The sequence below is a fragment of the Enterococcus sp. ZJ1622 genome, assembly GCF_011038845.1.
Lineage (GTDB): Bacteria > Bacillota > Bacilli > Lactobacillales > Enterococcaceae > Enterococcus_B.
Map to the genome: position 1 here is coordinate 38,595 of NZ_JAAKDW010000013.1, position 17,143 is coordinate 55,737.

Genomic DNA, 17,143 nt, shown 5'->3' on the forward strand with positions numbered 1-17,143 from the left:
GATCTGTGCATAAAAAAGAAACTGGAGAATAACTCACCAGCATCTTCGATTGGTTTTACTGTTCAGCAGAGGATAACGAGAACGGCAGATCTTCCTCTCGATACTTTCTAGGATTCGGGACGATCCCAAGCTGATAGGAGATCGTTCCGCCCTCAGATAAATCTTGATGAGTAAAGAATAATTTGGTGTGTTCTAACCCATTTCGTTTGATCTCATGGATGAATTGCTGCTGCGGTTTGTTTGGCGAAGCGTCGATCGTCAATTTGTTACCGTTTGACAGAGATAAGACTGCATGATCGATCAGTGGCAAGCCAATGACATATTCACCTGTCCCGGGAGTGACTGGATAAAAGCCTAGACTATTAAAGATATACCATGCAGCCATACTGCCATTATCTTCGTCTCCAGGATAGCCTGTAGGAGAATCATTGAAGGTTTGTGTCATCAGCTGTTTGATCAGTGGCTGAGCCATCTCCGGTTTACCGATATAACTGAATAGATAAGGATAGTGGAAGCTTGGCTGGTTAGAGATCGCTAGCTGTCCGAATTCAAGAGCGGCCATTTCACTCATTTCGTGGATCTCGAAGCCGTAGCCGCCGACATCGAATTTTGGCGGCTGATTACAAAGCTGGATCAGCTGCTCTTCAAATCTTTGCTTACCGTAAGCTGCGATCAGTCCGGCAAAATCATGATAAACTGCAAAACTGCTCTGCCATGCACTTCCTTCCGCATGATCCTGTCCCCAGCGTATCGGGGAAAATGGTTCTCTGAACTGGCCTTCGGTGTTTTTAGAACGCATAAAACCGGTATCCGGATCGAAAATATGCCGATAATTGAATGACTGTCTCCGATAATCGTCCGCTGTTTTTTCATCTGCCAGTTTTTGGGCGACTTGACTGATACAAAAATCGCTATACGAGTAGTCTAATGTATGATTGACAGATTCATGATAATGATTCGGCACATAACCATATGTCAAATAATCGTTTGTCCCTTGACGCCCGTAATTTGGCCGGTCGCTTTGGATCTCTGCCGCTTTTTTCATTCCTTCCAGAAATTCTGGCATCAGATCTTTTCGGATCTCTTTCACGGCGGCATCAGCGATCACCGCATCGATCAAAGTTCCTGGCATCAGTCCGCGCTCATCAGGCGACAGCCACTTAGGTAAAAAGCCAGATTCACGATAACTATTCAAGAATCCTTCAAGCATCTCTTCATACTTTTCTACTGCGATCAGAGAAAACAGCGGATAAACGGTTTTATATGTGTCCCAAAAGCCGTTGTTCGTATAGAGGACGCCGGGACGAACCGTGCGGCTAGTCGTGTCGTAATGGATTTTTTCACCAGTCGGATCGATCTCATAGAACGTTTGAGGAAACAGAAATACCCGGTAAAGATTGTGATAGAATGTCCGCAGCACTTGCGATTCATGATGGGTCACTTTGATTCGGTCAAAATACGTTTGCCACTGATAACGGCTGTGTTCCAAGTAATCGTCCGCCGTTTGATTTTTTTCCCTATCTAGGTTACAAAAAGCTTGTTCTGTACTAATGAACGAAGTACCGAAACGAATCGTCTGTTCACTTATCCTACCAAAAGATAAGAGAACTGAGGACGCTTCTTCACTAGAGACAGTTAGTTCGGTATCTGTCAGTGGCTGCTCTAGTCGAAGGACAAAATAAAACGTGAAGTTCGGGTCCTCTGCTCCAGAAAAATGGGTGATTTCACCAACTACAGTATGGGCATCTTTGACAGTCAAACGAAACTTACCTGGAAAACTCAAAAGTAAACCGCTCTCATTTCCCTGATAAGCAATCGACAGGATTCCGCCGTACATACTTGGGATCAAGGTCGAACGGATATCATAACGAAGCTGGTGTATCGATAGATGGGTCGGACAAAAAGTACATTCTTCCGGACGATAGGAACTTTGCGCGTGGAAAAGGCTTGGTTCAGACAATTCTCCTGAAATAGGGGTCAAAACCAGTTGGCTGAAATCACCCATCCAAGGACTAGGCTGATGTGTCAGCCGATAGCCTTGGAACAGTCGATCGTCAGGATGGAACCACCAGCTGCCGTGCTGGTCTGTCGTTTGCGGAGCAAAATAGTTCATCCCGAATGGAACGCCAGTATAGGGCAGGCAGTTCCCGTGAGAAAAAGCAGATTGGTTAGCAGTACCGTGACGGGTATCGATTTGTTGGATCTCCATGTTTAAATCTCCTTTGTTGAGTATCTTTGGATAAAAGTGACTGGATATTTTGAATCAGCAGGTACTTCCGAGGTCTCAAGCCAATGGATCATCTTCGTTCCTGCGAGTTCTCCAAGCTGCTTGAAATCTTGCGCAATCGTCGTAAGTGGCGGATCGACCAATGAAGCAGCCTGGATGTCATCGAAGCCGATGATCGAAAAATCTTCAGGTACGTTGTAGCCATGCTGTTTTAGATGATTCATCGTCTGGATCGCAACAAGATCGTTTTCGCACACGAAAGCAGTGACTTGATGCTCCTGAATATAAGAAAGCAAGGCATCGATCGTTGCATTTTTATCATCTAATGCAGTGTGAAAAGGCAGAGCTGCATGATCCAATGCTTCCAGATAACCGAGATATCTTTGGCGCACAGACTGAGGGTGTGTTTGAGTACCAAAAAGATAAGCGATTTTTTGATGGCCTTCCTGGATCAGATGGCTAGTCGCTAATACGCCACCTTGGAAATTATCTGAAAGGACGGTAGGGAAAGGCAATTCGTAAATCTTTTTATCTAACACGATGACTGGGAATTTTTTGAGAGATAGCTCAAATAGCAGATCCAAATGGTGTTCGGTATCGAAAGCATAATAGATCAAACCGTCAAATTCTTCCATGATCATTTGAGTAGTCTTATTGTGAAGAAAATCGAGTGTAGACATCATGACTTCGATTTCCTTTTCTTGCATCACTGGGTTCAGCCCTTTAGTGAAGTCACCTACAGAAAGATCAGACAAATAAGGGAGTAAGAAAAGGATACGTTTGATTTTCTTATAGGAATCAGTGGTATCTTTCTTCGGCAAAGCTTTCACGAAGCTTCCCTTTCCTCGTACACGATAGATCATATCTAGCTGTTCAAGCTCTGTTAAAGCACGTTTAGAAGTGATACGACTGACTTGATATTTTTGAGAAAGTTCTTTTTCTGTTGGCACTTGACTGTCTATAGGCAACGTACCATCTACGATTGCTGCCTGTAAATCGAGAAAGATTTTTTTATATAATGGTTGATTCATAATTACACCTCTTAATGATATATCATATTCTAATGATAGCATAAACTCATAAAAAGTAAACTAGAAAATATTTTTTGAAAGCGTAGACAATATAGCTGTAAAAAGGTATAATTCACTATGATATATCAAATTGGAGAGGGGTTAATAGTGATGGTTTATAAAGATATACCAAAATCAGTTCAGGAATTTATGGATAAAATGACTCAAAAGTGTGGTGAAGAACATGCGGATTGGGCTGAAAATTTCACTGCAGCTTTCGCGAATACGTTACTGACCACGGTGAAGAGACATGCAGATGGGACGACTTTCTTACTGACGGGGGATATACCCGCAATGTGGCTGAGAGACTCGACTGCGCAAGTTCGTCCCTATCTCGTGATTGCGAAAGAAGACGAAGAATTAGCTGAGATGATCAGCGGGCTAGTCGAAAAACAGTTTTTTTATATCAATATCGATCCGTACGCGAATGCTTTCAATGAAGAGGAGAATGGCGCTGGACACCAATTGGATCATACAAAAATGAATGGATGGATCTGGGAAAGGAAATATGAGATCGACTCACTGTGTTATCCTGTGCAGCTAGCCTATCTTCTTTACAAAAACACTGGAAGGACCAGCCATTTCGATACCTCGTTTGTTGAAGGGGTAAAAAAGATCCTTCACGTGTTCAAAACAGAACAGAATCATGAACATTCAGACTACACATTTACGAGAGACACGACAAGAAAAGAAGATACTTTGATCAATGAAGGGCGCGGAGCAAAAGTGGCGCCTACAGGCATGACTTGGTCGGGATTCCGTCCAAGTGATGATGCGTGCAGCTATGGTTACTTGATCCCTTCTAATATGTTCGCAGTTGTCGTTCTAGGCTATATCGAAGAACTTTTCCAAACGGTGCTAGAAGACCATTCTATCGTCGAGAAAGCAAAAAAATTGCGGGAGGATATCCAGCAAGGGATCAATAAATACGGGTTGGTCGAAAACCATGCACAAGAATCTGTTTATGCTTACGAAGTGGACGGACTCGGGAACGCCACACTCATGGACGACAGTAATGTTCCGAATTTGATCGCTGCACCGTACCTTGGCTACTGCTCTTCTCAAGATGAACGTTATCTGCTGACTCGAAAAACACTGCTTAGTAAAGAAAATCCGTATTTTTACGAAGGCAGATATGCGAAAGGAATCGGTTCTTCACACACACCAGTAAATTACGTCTGGCCGATCGCTTTAGCAATGGAAGGCATGACGACAGAGGACAAAGCCGAAAAAGAACGGATTCTCGATCTGCTTGTTGCAACAGATGCAGGCACGCATCTCATGCATGAAGGATTTGACGTCGATGATCCTAAAAAGTATACGCGAGAATGGTTTTCTTGGGCGAATATGATGTTTTGCGAACTAGTAATGGATTATTTCGATATACGAGTAGAGAAATAGGAGGAGCGTACATGAAAAAGAAAGTATATATCATTTCTCATAGCCACTGGGATAGAGAATGGTACATGGCATATGAACAGCATCATATGCGCTTAGTCGAACTTATGGATGATCTGCTTGAATTATTCAAGAATGATCCGAAATTCAACAGCTTCCATCTAGATGGACAGACGATCATTTTAGATGACTATCTGCAAGTCAGACCAGAAAAAAAGGCGGAAGTACAGCAAGCGATCACAGATGGAAAATTGAGGATCGGGCCGTTTTATATCCTGCAAGATGATTTTTTGATCAGTCCGGAATCAAATGTACGAAATATGCTGATCGGAATGGAAGAAAGCAAGAAATGGGGCACTCCAGTCATGCTTGGATATTTTCCGGATACCTTTGGAAACATGGGGCAGACACCTCAAATGATGAAACAAGCAGGGATCACTGCAGCTGCCTTCGGACGAGGCGTCAAACCGATTGGATTCGACAACCAGGTGTTGGAGGCAGAAAATTATTCTTCGAAATATTCGGAGATGTGGTGGAAAGGACCAGATCAGTCAACGATTTTCGGTCTGCTTTTTGCAAATTGGTATAGTAATGGGAACGAGATCCCGGCAGAAAAAGAAGCCGCACGAGATTTCTGGCGCCAGAAGTTAGCAGATGCAGAACGATATGCTTCGACGAATCATTTGTTGATGATGAATGGTGTAGATCATCAGCCTGTCCAAAAAGATATATCAAAAGCAATCGAAGTAGCGAATGAATTGTTCCCGGATTATGAATTTCTCCATTCGAATTTCACAGATTATCTGGAAGCTGTCCATAAGGATGTGCCGCAGACGCTTGGTTTTGTCGAAGGCGAACTGACAAGCCAGGAAACGGATGGATGGTATACTTTAGCCAATACTGCTTCTGCGCGTGTTTATTTGAAACAATGGAATACGAAAGTCCAGCGACAGCTTGAAAACATCACCGAGCCTTTAGCAACGATGGCATATGAATCGGATGATATGACGGATGCTTATCCTCACGATCAGCTGACCTATGCATGGAAGACGCTGATGCAAAACCATCCTCACGATAGTATTTGCGGCTGTTCCGTCGATGCTGTCCATCGCGAAATGATGCCACGGTTCGAAAAAGCGGAGGAAGTGGGAAAATATCTTGCGCAAGAAGCATTGGCACAATTAACAGCTAAAATCGACACTTCTGATTTTCCTGAAAATAGCTATCCCTTTGTGGTCGTCAATACAGCTGGAATGCCAAAAACGGGTGAGGCGGTGATCACAGTCGAACTTGAACGAAAACCATTCGCAAAAGGTCTACCTGAAGCATTGTATAGGGAGCTAGAAAAAGCACCTAAGAAACAATATCACGTAGAAACGAAAGACGGGCGATTGGTTCCGGCGATACTGACGGAAGAAACCGTTCGATTCGATTATGATTTACCGAAGGAGCGGTTCAGAGTCCCATACATGGCAAAAACAATCACCGTTACTTTACCGATCGAAGAAATGCCGCCTTTTTCTTGGGAGACTTTTGCACTTGTCGAAGGAGACCAGACAAAGCAAAAAGCGACAATGTTACAAGCAAATGGACGAGTCATCGAAAATCAGTTCCTGCGTCTGACAATCGAGAAAAACGGCACCTTGACCCTGAAAGACAAAACCACTGGAGAGTACTTGCAGGATCTGCTTGTATTTGAAGACGTAGGGGATATAGGAAACGAATATATTTTCAAACAGCCGATGCATGACGAACCGATTTTCTCGAAAAACAATACGAATGCCTCCGTAGAGATCGTCTTGGATACCCCAGAACTAGCTAAGGTGAAGATCAGTCAGCGCATGCACATCCCCGTTTCGGCAGATGATCGGTTACTGAAAGAACAGCAGATGGTCGTGGAATTTCGTCAACGAAAGGCAGAACGTGCCAAGGAAATGAAGATCCTTGAACTGATAACAACGATCACTGTCAGAAAAAACAGTAAAAAAATCGATTTTGAAACGACGATCAATAATCAAATGAACGATCATCGATTGCGTGTATTGTTCCCGACAAAGTTACATGTGGAACATCATGAAGCAGATAGTATATTCGAAGTAGTGAAACGTCCGAACCATGTTTCTGAAAGCTGGGAAAATCCTACAAATCCTCAGCATCAGCACGCTTTTGTCCATCTGGAGAACGAATCATATGGAGTAACGGTCGGAAACTTCGGACTGAATGAATATGAGATCCTGCATGATGGACAAATCGCTGTTACTTTGCTGCGCAGTGTTGGAGAATTAGGGGACTGGGGTTATTTTCCTACGCCAGAAGCACAATGTATAGGAGAACATCATTTTTGTTACAGTTTTGAACTGCACAAGCCGGAAGAAAAATATGAGACCTATCTCCACGCGTATGCTGCACAGATCCCATTTTCTGCGAAGCAAGTCGATCGGCAAACCGGAAAACTTCCTTCGAAAAAACGATATTTGGAAATAAAAGGCCAAACGTTTGCGATAACAGCTTTGAAACGAAGCAGAATTAGTGATAAAGTGGTAACAAGAGGATTCAATATGTCTAGTCATTTAGAGAATTTAGTTATTACAAAAGATGGTAAACAGGGGACACTATTGAATCTGCTTGAAGAAACGATCCATCAAGAGGTTGTACCGACAATCGATCCTTATGAGATTCGGACAATCGGATTCGAGGAGGAGAAATAGATGTATGGCGGAATAGAAGCAGGCGGAACGAAATTTGTGTGTGCGGTTTCAGAAGACGGCGTAATCGTAGAAAAAGTGAGCATTCCTACTACAACGCCGGAAGCAACATTAAAAGAAGTATTTGAGTTTTTTGACCGTTTCGATCTGGAAGCAATAGGAATCGGATCATTCGGACCGATCGGCATCGATCGAACCAAAGACAATTACGGTTACGTATTAGCGACTCCTAAGCCTGGCTGGGCAGAATTTGATTTTTTAGGAAGTATCAAACAGCGTTACAAGCTTCCCGTTGCTTGGACTACAGATGTGAATGCGGCCGCATACGGTGAATTGAAGCAAGGATCAGCTCAAGGGAAAAACAGCTGTATTTATTTGACTGTGGGTACCGGGATCGGCGCAGGGGTAGTGATCGATGGGAAAATATTTTCCGGGATCGCCCATCCTGAAATGGGGCATATCTGGGTGAAACGTCATCCGGATGATACGTACGAAGGGACATGTCCCTATCATAAGGACTGCTTGGAAGGATTGGCGGCAGGACCTTCTATTGAGGCCAGAACTGGGATCAAAGGACAGGATCTGCCACAAGATCACCCGATTTGGGACATACAAGCTTATTACATCGCTCAAGCACTGATCAATTATACTTTGACATTAGGACCTGAAAAAATCATTCTAGGCGGTGGGGTGATGAATCAGGATCATCTATTGCAAAAGATCCGTCAGCAGTTTGTTGAACTGATGGGTGGATATATGGAAACGCCGCAAGTAAGCGACTATATCGTCCGCTGGGGTCTGCCAAACGAAAGTGGGATCATCGGCAGCCTGCTTTTAGCGGAAAATGAACTGCAAAAATAAGCAGCAAGCTGGCTACGGAAAGAAGAACGATAGTTATCTCTGTATAACAAGTTTTCTTCCATAGCCTGCTTTCTGCTTTTTTTAATCACCAGAGACCAGGCAATGCTTTTGCGATGATTTTTTCTTGAGTAAAAGGATGTAGCAGATGAAGCTCCTGCGCATGAAGCATCAGTCGTTTTGCAGGACGTGTTTGATATAAAGGATCGCCCACGATCGGATGGCCAAGATGAGCAAGGTGAACACGAATCTGATGCGTTCGACCCGTTTCCAAAACACAATATACTTGTGTTTTGTCAGTGAGCTGCTGATCCACGGACACACGTGTCAAAGCGTCTTGTCCTTTTCGATTATCGATGACCCGCTTTCGTCGGTCATGCCGGTCACGCCCGATCTTGTCAGTAATGACAAGGTCTTTTTTTAGTGAGCCCCAAACGACTGCCTGATAACGGCGGTAGATCTTTTTTTGTTCTAGCAGTCGACCAAGTATCGGAAGGACAAACGGATTTTTAGCAAATAAAATCGCGCCGCTTGTTTCTTTATCCAAACGATGGACGACGTAAGGCCTCTGCTCGTTTTTAGCCAGATAAGCAGCAAGATGATTCAACAATGTGTCAGTCTCTGTAGGTTCGTTGGGGTGTGTTTTCATTCCAGCGGGTTTATTGACGATGATCAGCTGTTCATCTTCATAAAGTACTTGGATGTGAGCAGCATCTCCAAGTTGAACGCTTTGATAATGATAGTCGTCCTCTTCGAATCTCAACGTGATTTGATCACCGGCTGTCACTTCATAATGAAACAAGGCGGGTTTTTGATTGATCCAGACATTTTGACGTATACGCAAAAAATGCCGAACTTTTCTTGGAACTAGCCATTCTTTTTCTAATAAATCCTTGATCGTTATCCTTGGATGTGTTTGAGGTAATGTGATCGTAATTTCCATTAAAGTTACTCCTTTCGCAGAAAAGCGCAGAACTATTGTATCATTTTTAAGACATATTTAAGAAAAAACTTACATTTTTCTCTGGATTCGTATGATAATCTACTTTCACCGAAGGAACAGAACACTTAAACGAACTACGTCTTAAGCAGGAAGAAAACGCCATTAGCTTATGGTAGAATAAAGCGATCGAATCAAAAAGACAGGAGAATAAACAAATGGATTTTCAAAGCATTTGGAAAAAAATAAAAACTGCTTTGATCAGTTTTTGGCGATGGATCAAGCCGTATCTCAGCCAATTCCATCGATGGCGAAAGCGTGTTTGGAAAAAGTATCATATAAATAAACTGATTTTGCTTATCGGACTGATCTGCGTGTTAGTCACAAGCATCTACCTTTTTATTTTAGCAAAACAAGCGAATGTAGAAACGCTGAAATCCGGGCTGAGCCAGTCTACAGTGATTTATGATAAAAAAAATGAAGAGGCAGGAACGCTTTATGCCCAAAAAGGAACGTACGTAGAGTTGAATGCGATCTCTCCGTATATCCAAGATGCAGTGATTTCGACAGAAGATCGTAATTTTTATCAGCATCATGGTTTCGATATCAAAGGGATCGCCCGAGCAGCTGTTCGAATGGTACTTTCTGGTGGAACCTCTGGCGGAGGCGGCAGTACGATCACGCAGCAGCTGGCGAAGAATGCCTATCTGACTTTGGATCAAACCTTTGATCGAAAAGCAAAAGAACTATTCTTAGCAATCGAGATCGAAAAGAAATACAGTAAAGAAGAGATTTTGACTATGTACCTCAACAATGCCTATTTCGGTAACGGGGTCTGGGGAGTACAGGATGCATCAAGGCGATACTTTGGAGTAGATGCCAATAACGTCACTATAGCAGAAGCTGCTACTTTGGCCGGAATGCTTAAGGGGCCGGGGATCTATAATCCGATCGATCATCCTGAAAATGCCAATAATCGAAAAAATACCGTTCTAAGCGTCATGGAAGAAAACGGGAAAATCTCGAAAGCACAAGAACAAGCAGAAAGCCAAACGAACATCAGCGACTATCTTCAAGATACGTATGAAAACTCGGAATCAGGCTACCGTTATCCTTATTACTTTGATGCGGTGATCGATGAAGCTGTGAAAGACTACGGATTAGACGAAGAAGACGTCATGAATAAAGGCTATAAGATCTACACCTCATTAGATCAGGACTATCAGAAACAATTAGAAGCAACGTATCAGAATAACCAGCTGTTCCCAGCTAACGCATCAGATGGAGCGATGGTCCAATCCGCTTCTGTCGCATTGGATCCGAAAACTGGAGGAGTCCAGGCACTAGTAGGAAGACGTGGCGAGCATGTGTTCAGAGGCTTCAGTTTCGCAACTCAAATGCGTCGGTCACCCGGTTCGACGATCAAACCTTTGAGTGTGTATGTTCCAGCACTAGAAGCAGGATACAAACCGTCAAGCATGTTGAGAGATGAACCGCAAACGTATTATGATGCACACAATTTTGACGGGACCTATCAAGGAGAAGTACCGATGTATCAAGCAGTTGCACAAAGCTTGAATTTACCGGCTGTTTGGCTGTTGCATGAAATCGGACTCCAAAAAGGATATGATAAAGCAGAAGAATTCGGGCTACCTTTAGCAAAATCAGATAAATATTACGGGTTGGCTTTAGGTGGATTGGAAAAAGGAGTTTCTCCGCTGATCATGGCAGGAGCTTATAGTGCCTTTGCAAATGAAGGCCAGATGTACACCCCGCACCTTATTACAAAAATCGTCGATTCCACTGGTGCAGTGATCATTGACAATACGAACAAGAAACCGAAACAAGTCATCTCCAAAGAAACAGCAGAAGAAATGACTAGCATGATGCTCGGTACGTTTTCTAACGGTACAGCTGTCGCAGCTAACCCAGCCGGTTATACAGTTGCCGGAAAAACAGGGACGACAGAAACAAACTTCGATTCTACTAAAGCAAACGATCAATGGATCATCGGGTATACGCCAGATGTAGTGATCTCTACTTGGATGGGGTATGAAGAGTCAAGTGAACTTCATTATTTAGAAGGAACAAGTGGAAATGTGGTCGGAAAAGTCTTCAAGTCCGCTGCAGAAGGTATCCTGCCTTATACTTCAAAAACAAGCTTTAGCGTAGCAGATGCGTATGCTACTGGCGGACAAGTCGTAGCTGCTGATCAAGTGGGGAATTCAGCAGCCAATGACGAATCAGGCAACTGGCAAGACAATTTAGGGAAATACGGAGAGCAAGCAAAAGAAGGACTCAAAAACTTCGGAGACATGGTCAAAGAAGGTGTCCAGGGAATCGGAGAAGCGGCAAAAGATCTCTGGCGAAGATATCAGGGAGAGTAGCCTCTTTGAAAACGAATAACCACATGTTACAATAGGAGACAGAAGTCAACTAATAAAAGAAAAGAGGCTATACCATGTCAAACATCTATGATAGCGCCAATCAAATCGAACGCGAGATCCGTGAACTACCTGAATTCAAAGCTTTAGAAGAAGCATACGAAAAAGTAAAAGCAGATACTGAAGCACATCAGCTGTTCAAGGATTTCCAAGCTATGCAAATCGAATTGCAGGAAAAACAAATGAGCGGACAAGAATTCAGTGATGAAGATGCAATGAAGGCACAAGAAATGGCAATGAAGATCCAATCAGAAGAAGTCATCAATGATCTGATGCAAAAAGAACAAGGTTTCAGCACGATCATCAATGATTTGAATCGAATCATCATGACGCCAGTACGCGATTTGTACAGTGAATAAAAGAGTGTGAAAGTGGAGCTGTGACAAAAGATTTGTCATGGCTCTTTTTTTCGAATAAACGGTGTTCAAGAGACAGCCTATCGGCACTAAGGCACGATTTTGTAAAATATAGGAAGCTATTTTTCAAAATCGCTTCTTATCGCTCAAGGCTGAACGTCTCTTTCACAACCTCACTCCATCCTCATTAAAAAAGAACATGCCCCCTCCTTTAAGGCGATTTCCTCAAAGGGAAGGGGCATGTTCTTTTTATTCGTTTTTTAATCGGTAGAAATAGCCTTTTTTCGCTAAAAGCTCTTCGTAGGTCCCAAGCTCTATCAATTTACCTTCATTGACCACCGCGATCTTATCCGCTTCTTTGATCGTTGAGAGCCGGTGAGCAACGACAAAGGTAGTAGGTGCTTCAGTCAAATAATTCAATGCCTGCTGGATCTTTTTCTCAGATTGGTTATCTAAAGCAGAAGTCGCTTCATCGAGTAAAATGATTTTTGGTTGTCGAATGAGCGCACGAGCAATAGAGATTCGTTGTTTTTGTCCACCTGAGAGCTTATTCCCATGTTCGCCAACTAAAGTGTCTAAGCCTTCAGGAAGCTCATCGATTAATGAGGATAGCTGTGCCGCTTCGATCACTTTGTTCAATTGGTCTTCTGAAACATTTTTCAAGCCATAGGTGATATTTTCTCTGATCGAGGCAGAAAACAGCAGTGTAGCTTGAGGGACAACTGCTAAAAAATTGCGGACACTGCGCATATCAAGGCTATCCATAGGCTGGCCATCGAGGTAGATCGTACCAGAAGAAGGTTGAGAAAATCCGATCAGCAAATTGAGAAGCGTCGATTTACCGGAACCGGAAGGACCAACAAAAGCGATAGTTTCTCCTGCTTTTACCTCTAAAGAAAAATGGTCGATGACAGGTTTAGGAGAATCCGGATAATGGAAAGAAACATCTTCAAAACGGAATTCTCCGCGAAGTTGCTGGATTTTCTTCTTCCCCTGATAACTTTCGACATCTCCGGCAGTCAATAATTCGCCGATCGAAGCAATCGACTCCATCCCTTTTGAAATCGTCGGGATCAGCGTGATCATGCTGGAAACGGAATTGACTACGGTGGTGAAGTAAGTCTGATACATCACGACATCCCCCGGCTGGATTCTTCCTTGTAAAGCTAAAACTCCAGTGAAAATAAGGCAGACAAGTTGGAATATCTGGAAACTTGCCCAGCTGACTGAGCCAAAAACAGATTGAAGGATATCCAAGTGGAACCCTTTTTTGTAAATTTGTGAAAAATGATCGTTCAATCTGGAAGTCTCATGCTTTTCTAACGCATGTGCACGCGAAATAGGTGCTAATTCAATGACTTCGATCACTTTAGCAGAAGTTTCTTCCATCTCCTGTCTGAATTCTGAATTTGATTCTTTGATACGCTTGCGAAAGAGGACAGCTACTAGTGCTGCTAAAGGAACTGTCAATAAAAAGAATAAAAAGACGACTGGACTTTTATAAAGAGTGATCCCAAGCGCAACGAACAAATTGACAGCTATATTCAATCCGCTGACAAATACTTGAGAAGAAAGCGTCTGGACAGCTTCGACATCTCGTATGATCTTTGACTGGATCCTTCCTGATTGCAGTTCTTTTTGATAAGGAATCGATAATTCCTGGATTTTTTTGATCAATGTCGCACGCAAGCCTGCTTCTACTTGTCGGATCGACGCACTATGGTATTTGACATGGAAGTAATTCGTCAAAATATTTTGTCCAATCAGACACGCCATGAAAAAGGCATTGAAATAAATCGTCTGGATCTGCGAGAGATCATTAGAAGCTGCAGCATTGATCACATTAGCGATTGCTAGGGGCATCAGCCAAGAAGGCAGATGCTTGATGATGAAAAAAATACTCGATAAAGCAAATCGCCAATAATTACCCTGATAAAGATGCAGCAGGATTTGAAAGGAATTTTTATGATATTTTTGATAGCTTTTTTGTATACGTTCTTCCATGATGTTCCTCAGCTTTCCTGATAAAGAACTTGCAGCTGTTCACGTGCTTGTACGGCAACGGATTCCGGTGTTGCTTCAAGCGTGGCATACAGGAGCGGCCGCGTATATTTTAAATAATGGATGATTGGACGGAAATCAAGACAGCCTTGTCCTACTGGAACCATGGTGATCTGATTGTTTTCAAACTGGTAATCTTTGAGGTGGATAGCAGCCAGATAAGGATCGAGTGTCTCCAAAGCCTGTTTAACCAAGTATTCTTGCTTCTCATGATTGTCTTTATGGATCAGATTCGCACAATCTAAGATCAATTTCAGATTTGGTGAAGCAACTTCTTCTACCAAGCGTTTAGCTAACTGATACGTATGAATCGGGTGGTTGATCCCAGCTTCGATAGCAACAGTGACACCGAAATGCTCTGCGGTCTCGACCATTTCAATGATGGAAGTCCGAGCGATCTGATAAGCTTCTTCTGTGAAATTTCTCGTCGTATAGCCCACTGCTATACTTCCTGTTTCCGTTGCGATCATTTTTGCCTGATAGGCGGGGCATAATGAAAGCTGGTGTTTGAATGTCGCTAAAGCTTGCTGACGCACTTGGACATTCTCACTGGAAATATTGATATAACAACCTAAGATCGACAGGTCAATGTCATTTTTCTGGAAATATCTGCCAAAATAAGCAGCAGTACCTAGCGTCATCTTATCTAATTCCAACAGTTTAGGGAACGCTTTTTGCGGAGCAAATTGTATATGCGACAACCCAAGCTGATTGATTTTTTCTACGAGCTCTCTTGGAGAATGGCTAGTCAGATCATGAGCACGTATACCTAAATTCAATGGCAGCAGTTTAAACACCTTCTTTCAAGTAATCGGCAAGCGGCAAACGGGATTCTTTGATCAGCTGTGCAATCAAACCTGCTACTTTTTCTGCCCCTTCAGGACTGAAGTGGGTATTGTCATGCAGCCCCTCTGGATAATTTCTGTGTGCGCCAGGAGATAGATGTAGATAGAATTTTTTCGTTTCTTCTTTAGAGAAATCTTGGAAAAGCGATTGAGAACGCGAAAAAACATCAAGTACAGGAAATTGATACTGATGAGCAAATGTACGCATAGCCTTGGGATAGTCGCCTAAAATTTCAGGGTTGAGACAGCCAGTGTCTAAATAATCCCGGCGCGTGACGGATGTCAGAAAAATGGGTGCTACATCTGCATCGACAGCTGCTTGAGCATATTGCTGCAAGTAGTCGATATAGTTGCCAAATGGGAGCGTTCCTTTTTCTTCTTGGATTTTTTGATCATTATGACCGAATTGAATCAGCAAAAAGTCACCGGCTTTAAATTCTTTGATTAGATTTTCCAGTCTTCCTTCTTCGATAAAAGATTTTGTGCTACGCCCGTTTTTAGCTTGATTGTTAATAGTGATCTTTTCAGTAAAATAAGGTGCGAATTTTTCGCCCCAACCTGTTTCTGGTCGTTTGTCGGCTTCTTTTTTTGCGGCGGTCGAGTCACCAGCAATGTGGATAGTCGGCATGTGCATTCTCTTCTTTCTTTTTTAGATTCAAGGATGATAAACTCAAGCTTGGTCCTTCGTGTTGTCCTAGCCACTTCCTGAAATAAGACGCATTCTCATAAAATTCAACGAATGAATTTCAAAAAAACGCGTCTTCTTTTTATAAGTCGCTGAATTGATCGGGAAATCGACTGTCAATCAGTTGAAGAAGCCGAAATAAGCAGCGGCATTATCGTAACTGATTGCTTCGACTAAGCCGCCTAACAAGTTCTCGTCTTCTGGTGCCTCTCCTCGAACGACCATCTCGCCGATGAATTCGCATAAGACGCGACGGAAATATTCATGTCTTGTATAGGAAAGGAAGCTTCGCGAATCTGTCAGCATGCCAACAAAATTTCCTAAAGCACTGCCGTCTGCAAACTGGGTAAGCTGATCACGCATCCCAGCGCGTGTGTCGTTATACCACCAGCCGGAACCTAATTGCATTTTTCCAGCCTGTTCTTTCTGGAAACAGCCCATCAAAGCAACGATTGCCGGATAATCAGTCGGATTCAGTGAATAAAGGATCGTTTTCGGCAGCTGATCAGTCGATTCCGCACGGTTCAGCAAGCGTTGCAGAGGAATCGTCAATGAAAGATCATTGAGGCCGTCATAGCCTGTATCTGGTCCTAACTGGTCGAACATACGGGTGTTACAATTCCGATAAGCATGGATGTGCAGCTGCATCGTCCAATCATAGGAATGGTAAAAATGGATCAAGCGAGTCAATGTTTCTATACGATACGCATCGGTCTCATGCTGCGATAAGGTTTCGCCTGCCAATGCTTTCTGGAAAATCTGTTCCAGTTCTTCCTCCGTAGCCTCGGTATATCGCAGAACATCGAGTGCATGGTCAGATACTTTACAACCGTGCTGATCAAAGTAATCGACACGCTGACCTAAAGCTGCGATCAGTTCTGGATAAGTAGTGATATTTTGTCCAGATGCTTCTTCTAAGCGAGTGATCCATTGAGCGAAACCTTCTTTTTCGATATTCAATGCTTTATCCGGGCGAAAAGAAGGGAAGACCTTCAACTCTTGCTCTTCTTGTGCCAATAGTTGATGGTAATGCAAGTCGTCTGCAGGGTCATCTGTCGTACAAATGACTTTGACATTGGAATGTTTGGCGATTTCTCTTCGCCGAAATTCGGGAGCAGCAAGTTTCTCATTTGCCTGTGCCCAAATTTTTTCTGCATTTTCTTCGTTTATCAGCAGATCGATATCGAAGAAACGTTTCAGCTCCAGATGAGACCAAGTATAAAGAGGGTTACCGATGATTTTCGGTACAGTTTGGCACCAGGCTAGAAATTTTTCGTAATCGGAAGCCTCTCCTGTGATCTTCTCTTCAGGCACGCCGCATGCCCGCATGAGCCGCCATTTGTAATGATCACCGCCTAACCATGCTTCAGTCAGGTTTTCGAAATTCTTGTTTTCATAGATTTCTTTTGGATCTAAATGGCAATGGTAGTCAATAATAGGCATTTCTTTGGCATGAGAATGATAAAGTTTTTTTGCCCACTCGTCTTTCAATAAAAAATCATCAGATAAAAACATCGTACTGCCTTCTTTCTTTTCGTATTTATTGGTACATTG

Annotated in this window: 12 protein-coding genes; 5 read left to right on the top strand and 7 right to left on the bottom strand. The window is 43.0% G+C overall.

The window, feature by feature from the left end; all coding sequences use genetic code 11:
* Positions 1–55: 55 nt before the first annotated feature.
* Both G7Y42_RS12125 and G7Y42_RS12130 read right to left on the bottom strand, forming a co-directional pair.
* A complete protein-coding gene (locus G7Y42_RS12125) occupies positions 56–2,209 on the bottom strand; it encodes a GH92 family glycosyl hydrolase (protein WP_165006180.1) in 2,154 nt (717 codons plus the stop codon).
* Positions 2,210–2,211: 2 nt separating this feature from the next.
* A complete protein-coding gene (locus G7Y42_RS12130) occupies positions 2,212–3,258 on the bottom strand; it encodes a LacI family DNA-binding transcriptional regulator (RefSeq protein ID WP_165006181.1) in 1,047 nt (348 codons plus the stop codon).
* Positions 3,259–3,408: 150 nt separating this feature from the next.
* Between G7Y42_RS12130 and G7Y42_RS12135 the strand changes: the two genes are divergently transcribed.
* From G7Y42_RS12135 to G7Y42_RS12145, 3 genes are read left to right on the top strand one after another with little or no spacing between them, the layout of a single operon-like run.
* Entirely contained in the window at positions 3,409–4,698 is a 1,290-nt protein-coding gene (locus G7Y42_RS12135; RefSeq protein WP_165006224.1) for a glycoside hydrolase family 125 protein, read from the top strand.
* 11 nt (positions 4,699–4,709) lie between these two features.
* Positions 4,710–7,403, top strand: coding sequence for an alpha-mannosidase (locus tag G7Y42_RS12140; protein ID WP_165006182.1), 2,694 nt, complete (start codon positions 4,710–4,712; stop codon positions 7,401–7,403).
* Positions 7,404–8,261: an ROK family protein gene (locus G7Y42_RS12145; protein WP_165006183.1), complete on the top strand. Its 858-nt coding sequence runs from the start codon at positions 7,404–7,406 to the stop codon at positions 8,259–8,261. It begins immediately after the preceding gene.
* 85 nt (positions 8,262–8,346) lie between these two features.
* Here the strand turns inward: G7Y42_RS12145 and G7Y42_RS12150 are convergent, their stop codons facing one another.
* Positions 8,347–9,201: an RluA family pseudouridine synthase gene (locus G7Y42_RS12150; protein WP_165006184.1), complete on the bottom strand. Its 855-nt coding sequence runs from the start codon at positions 9,199–9,201 to the stop codon at positions 8,347–8,349.
* A gap of 215 nt (positions 9,202–9,416) precedes the next feature.
* On the opposite strand from G7Y42_RS12150, the gene G7Y42_RS12155 reads away from it, so the two are divergent.
* The gene (locus tag G7Y42_RS12155) at positions 9,417–11,585 is read left to right on the top strand and encodes a PBP1A family penicillin-binding protein (RefSeq protein ID WP_165006185.1); all 2,169 of its coding nucleotides are present in this window, start codon (positions 9,417–9,419) and stop codon (positions 11,583–11,585) included.
* A gap of 74 nt (positions 11,586–11,659) precedes the next feature.
* Positions 11,660–12,001 carry a YlbF family regulator gene (locus G7Y42_RS12160; protein ID WP_165006186.1) on the top strand — a complete coding sequence of 114 codons (342 nt, stop codon included), beginning with the start codon at positions 11,660–11,662 and terminating at the stop codon, positions 11,999–12,001.
* 246 nt (positions 12,002–12,247) lie between these two features.
* Here the strand turns inward: G7Y42_RS12160 and G7Y42_RS12165 are convergent, their stop codons facing one another.
* The 4 genes from G7Y42_RS12165 to uxaC all read right to left on the bottom strand — a co-directional run bounded on the left by G7Y42_RS12165 (position 12,248) and on the right by uxaC (position 17,104).
* A complete protein-coding gene (locus tag G7Y42_RS12165; RefSeq protein WP_165006187.1) occupies positions 12,248–14,002 on the bottom strand; it encodes an ABC transporter ATP-binding protein in 1,755 nt (584 codons plus the stop codon).
* An 8-nt stretch (positions 14,003–14,010) separates the two neighbouring features.
* Positions 14,011–14,847: a sugar phosphate isomerase/epimerase gene (locus G7Y42_RS12170; RefSeq protein ID WP_165006226.1), complete on the bottom strand. Its 837-nt coding sequence runs from the start codon at positions 14,845–14,847 to the stop codon at positions 14,011–14,013.
* 1 nt (position 14,848) lies between these two features.
* Positions 14,849–15,532: a rhamnogalacturonan acetylesterase gene (locus G7Y42_RS12175; RefSeq protein ID WP_165006188.1), complete on the bottom strand. Its 684-nt coding sequence runs from the start codon at positions 15,530–15,532 to the stop codon at positions 14,849–14,851.
* Between the two features lie 177 nt (positions 15,533–15,709).
* On the bottom strand, positions 15,710–17,104 hold the full coding sequence (uxaC, locus tag G7Y42_RS12180) for a glucuronate isomerase (RefSeq protein ID WP_165006190.1): 1,395 nt from the start codon (positions 17,102–17,104) through the stop codon (positions 15,710–15,712).
* Positions 17,105–17,143: the final 39 nt, after the last annotated feature.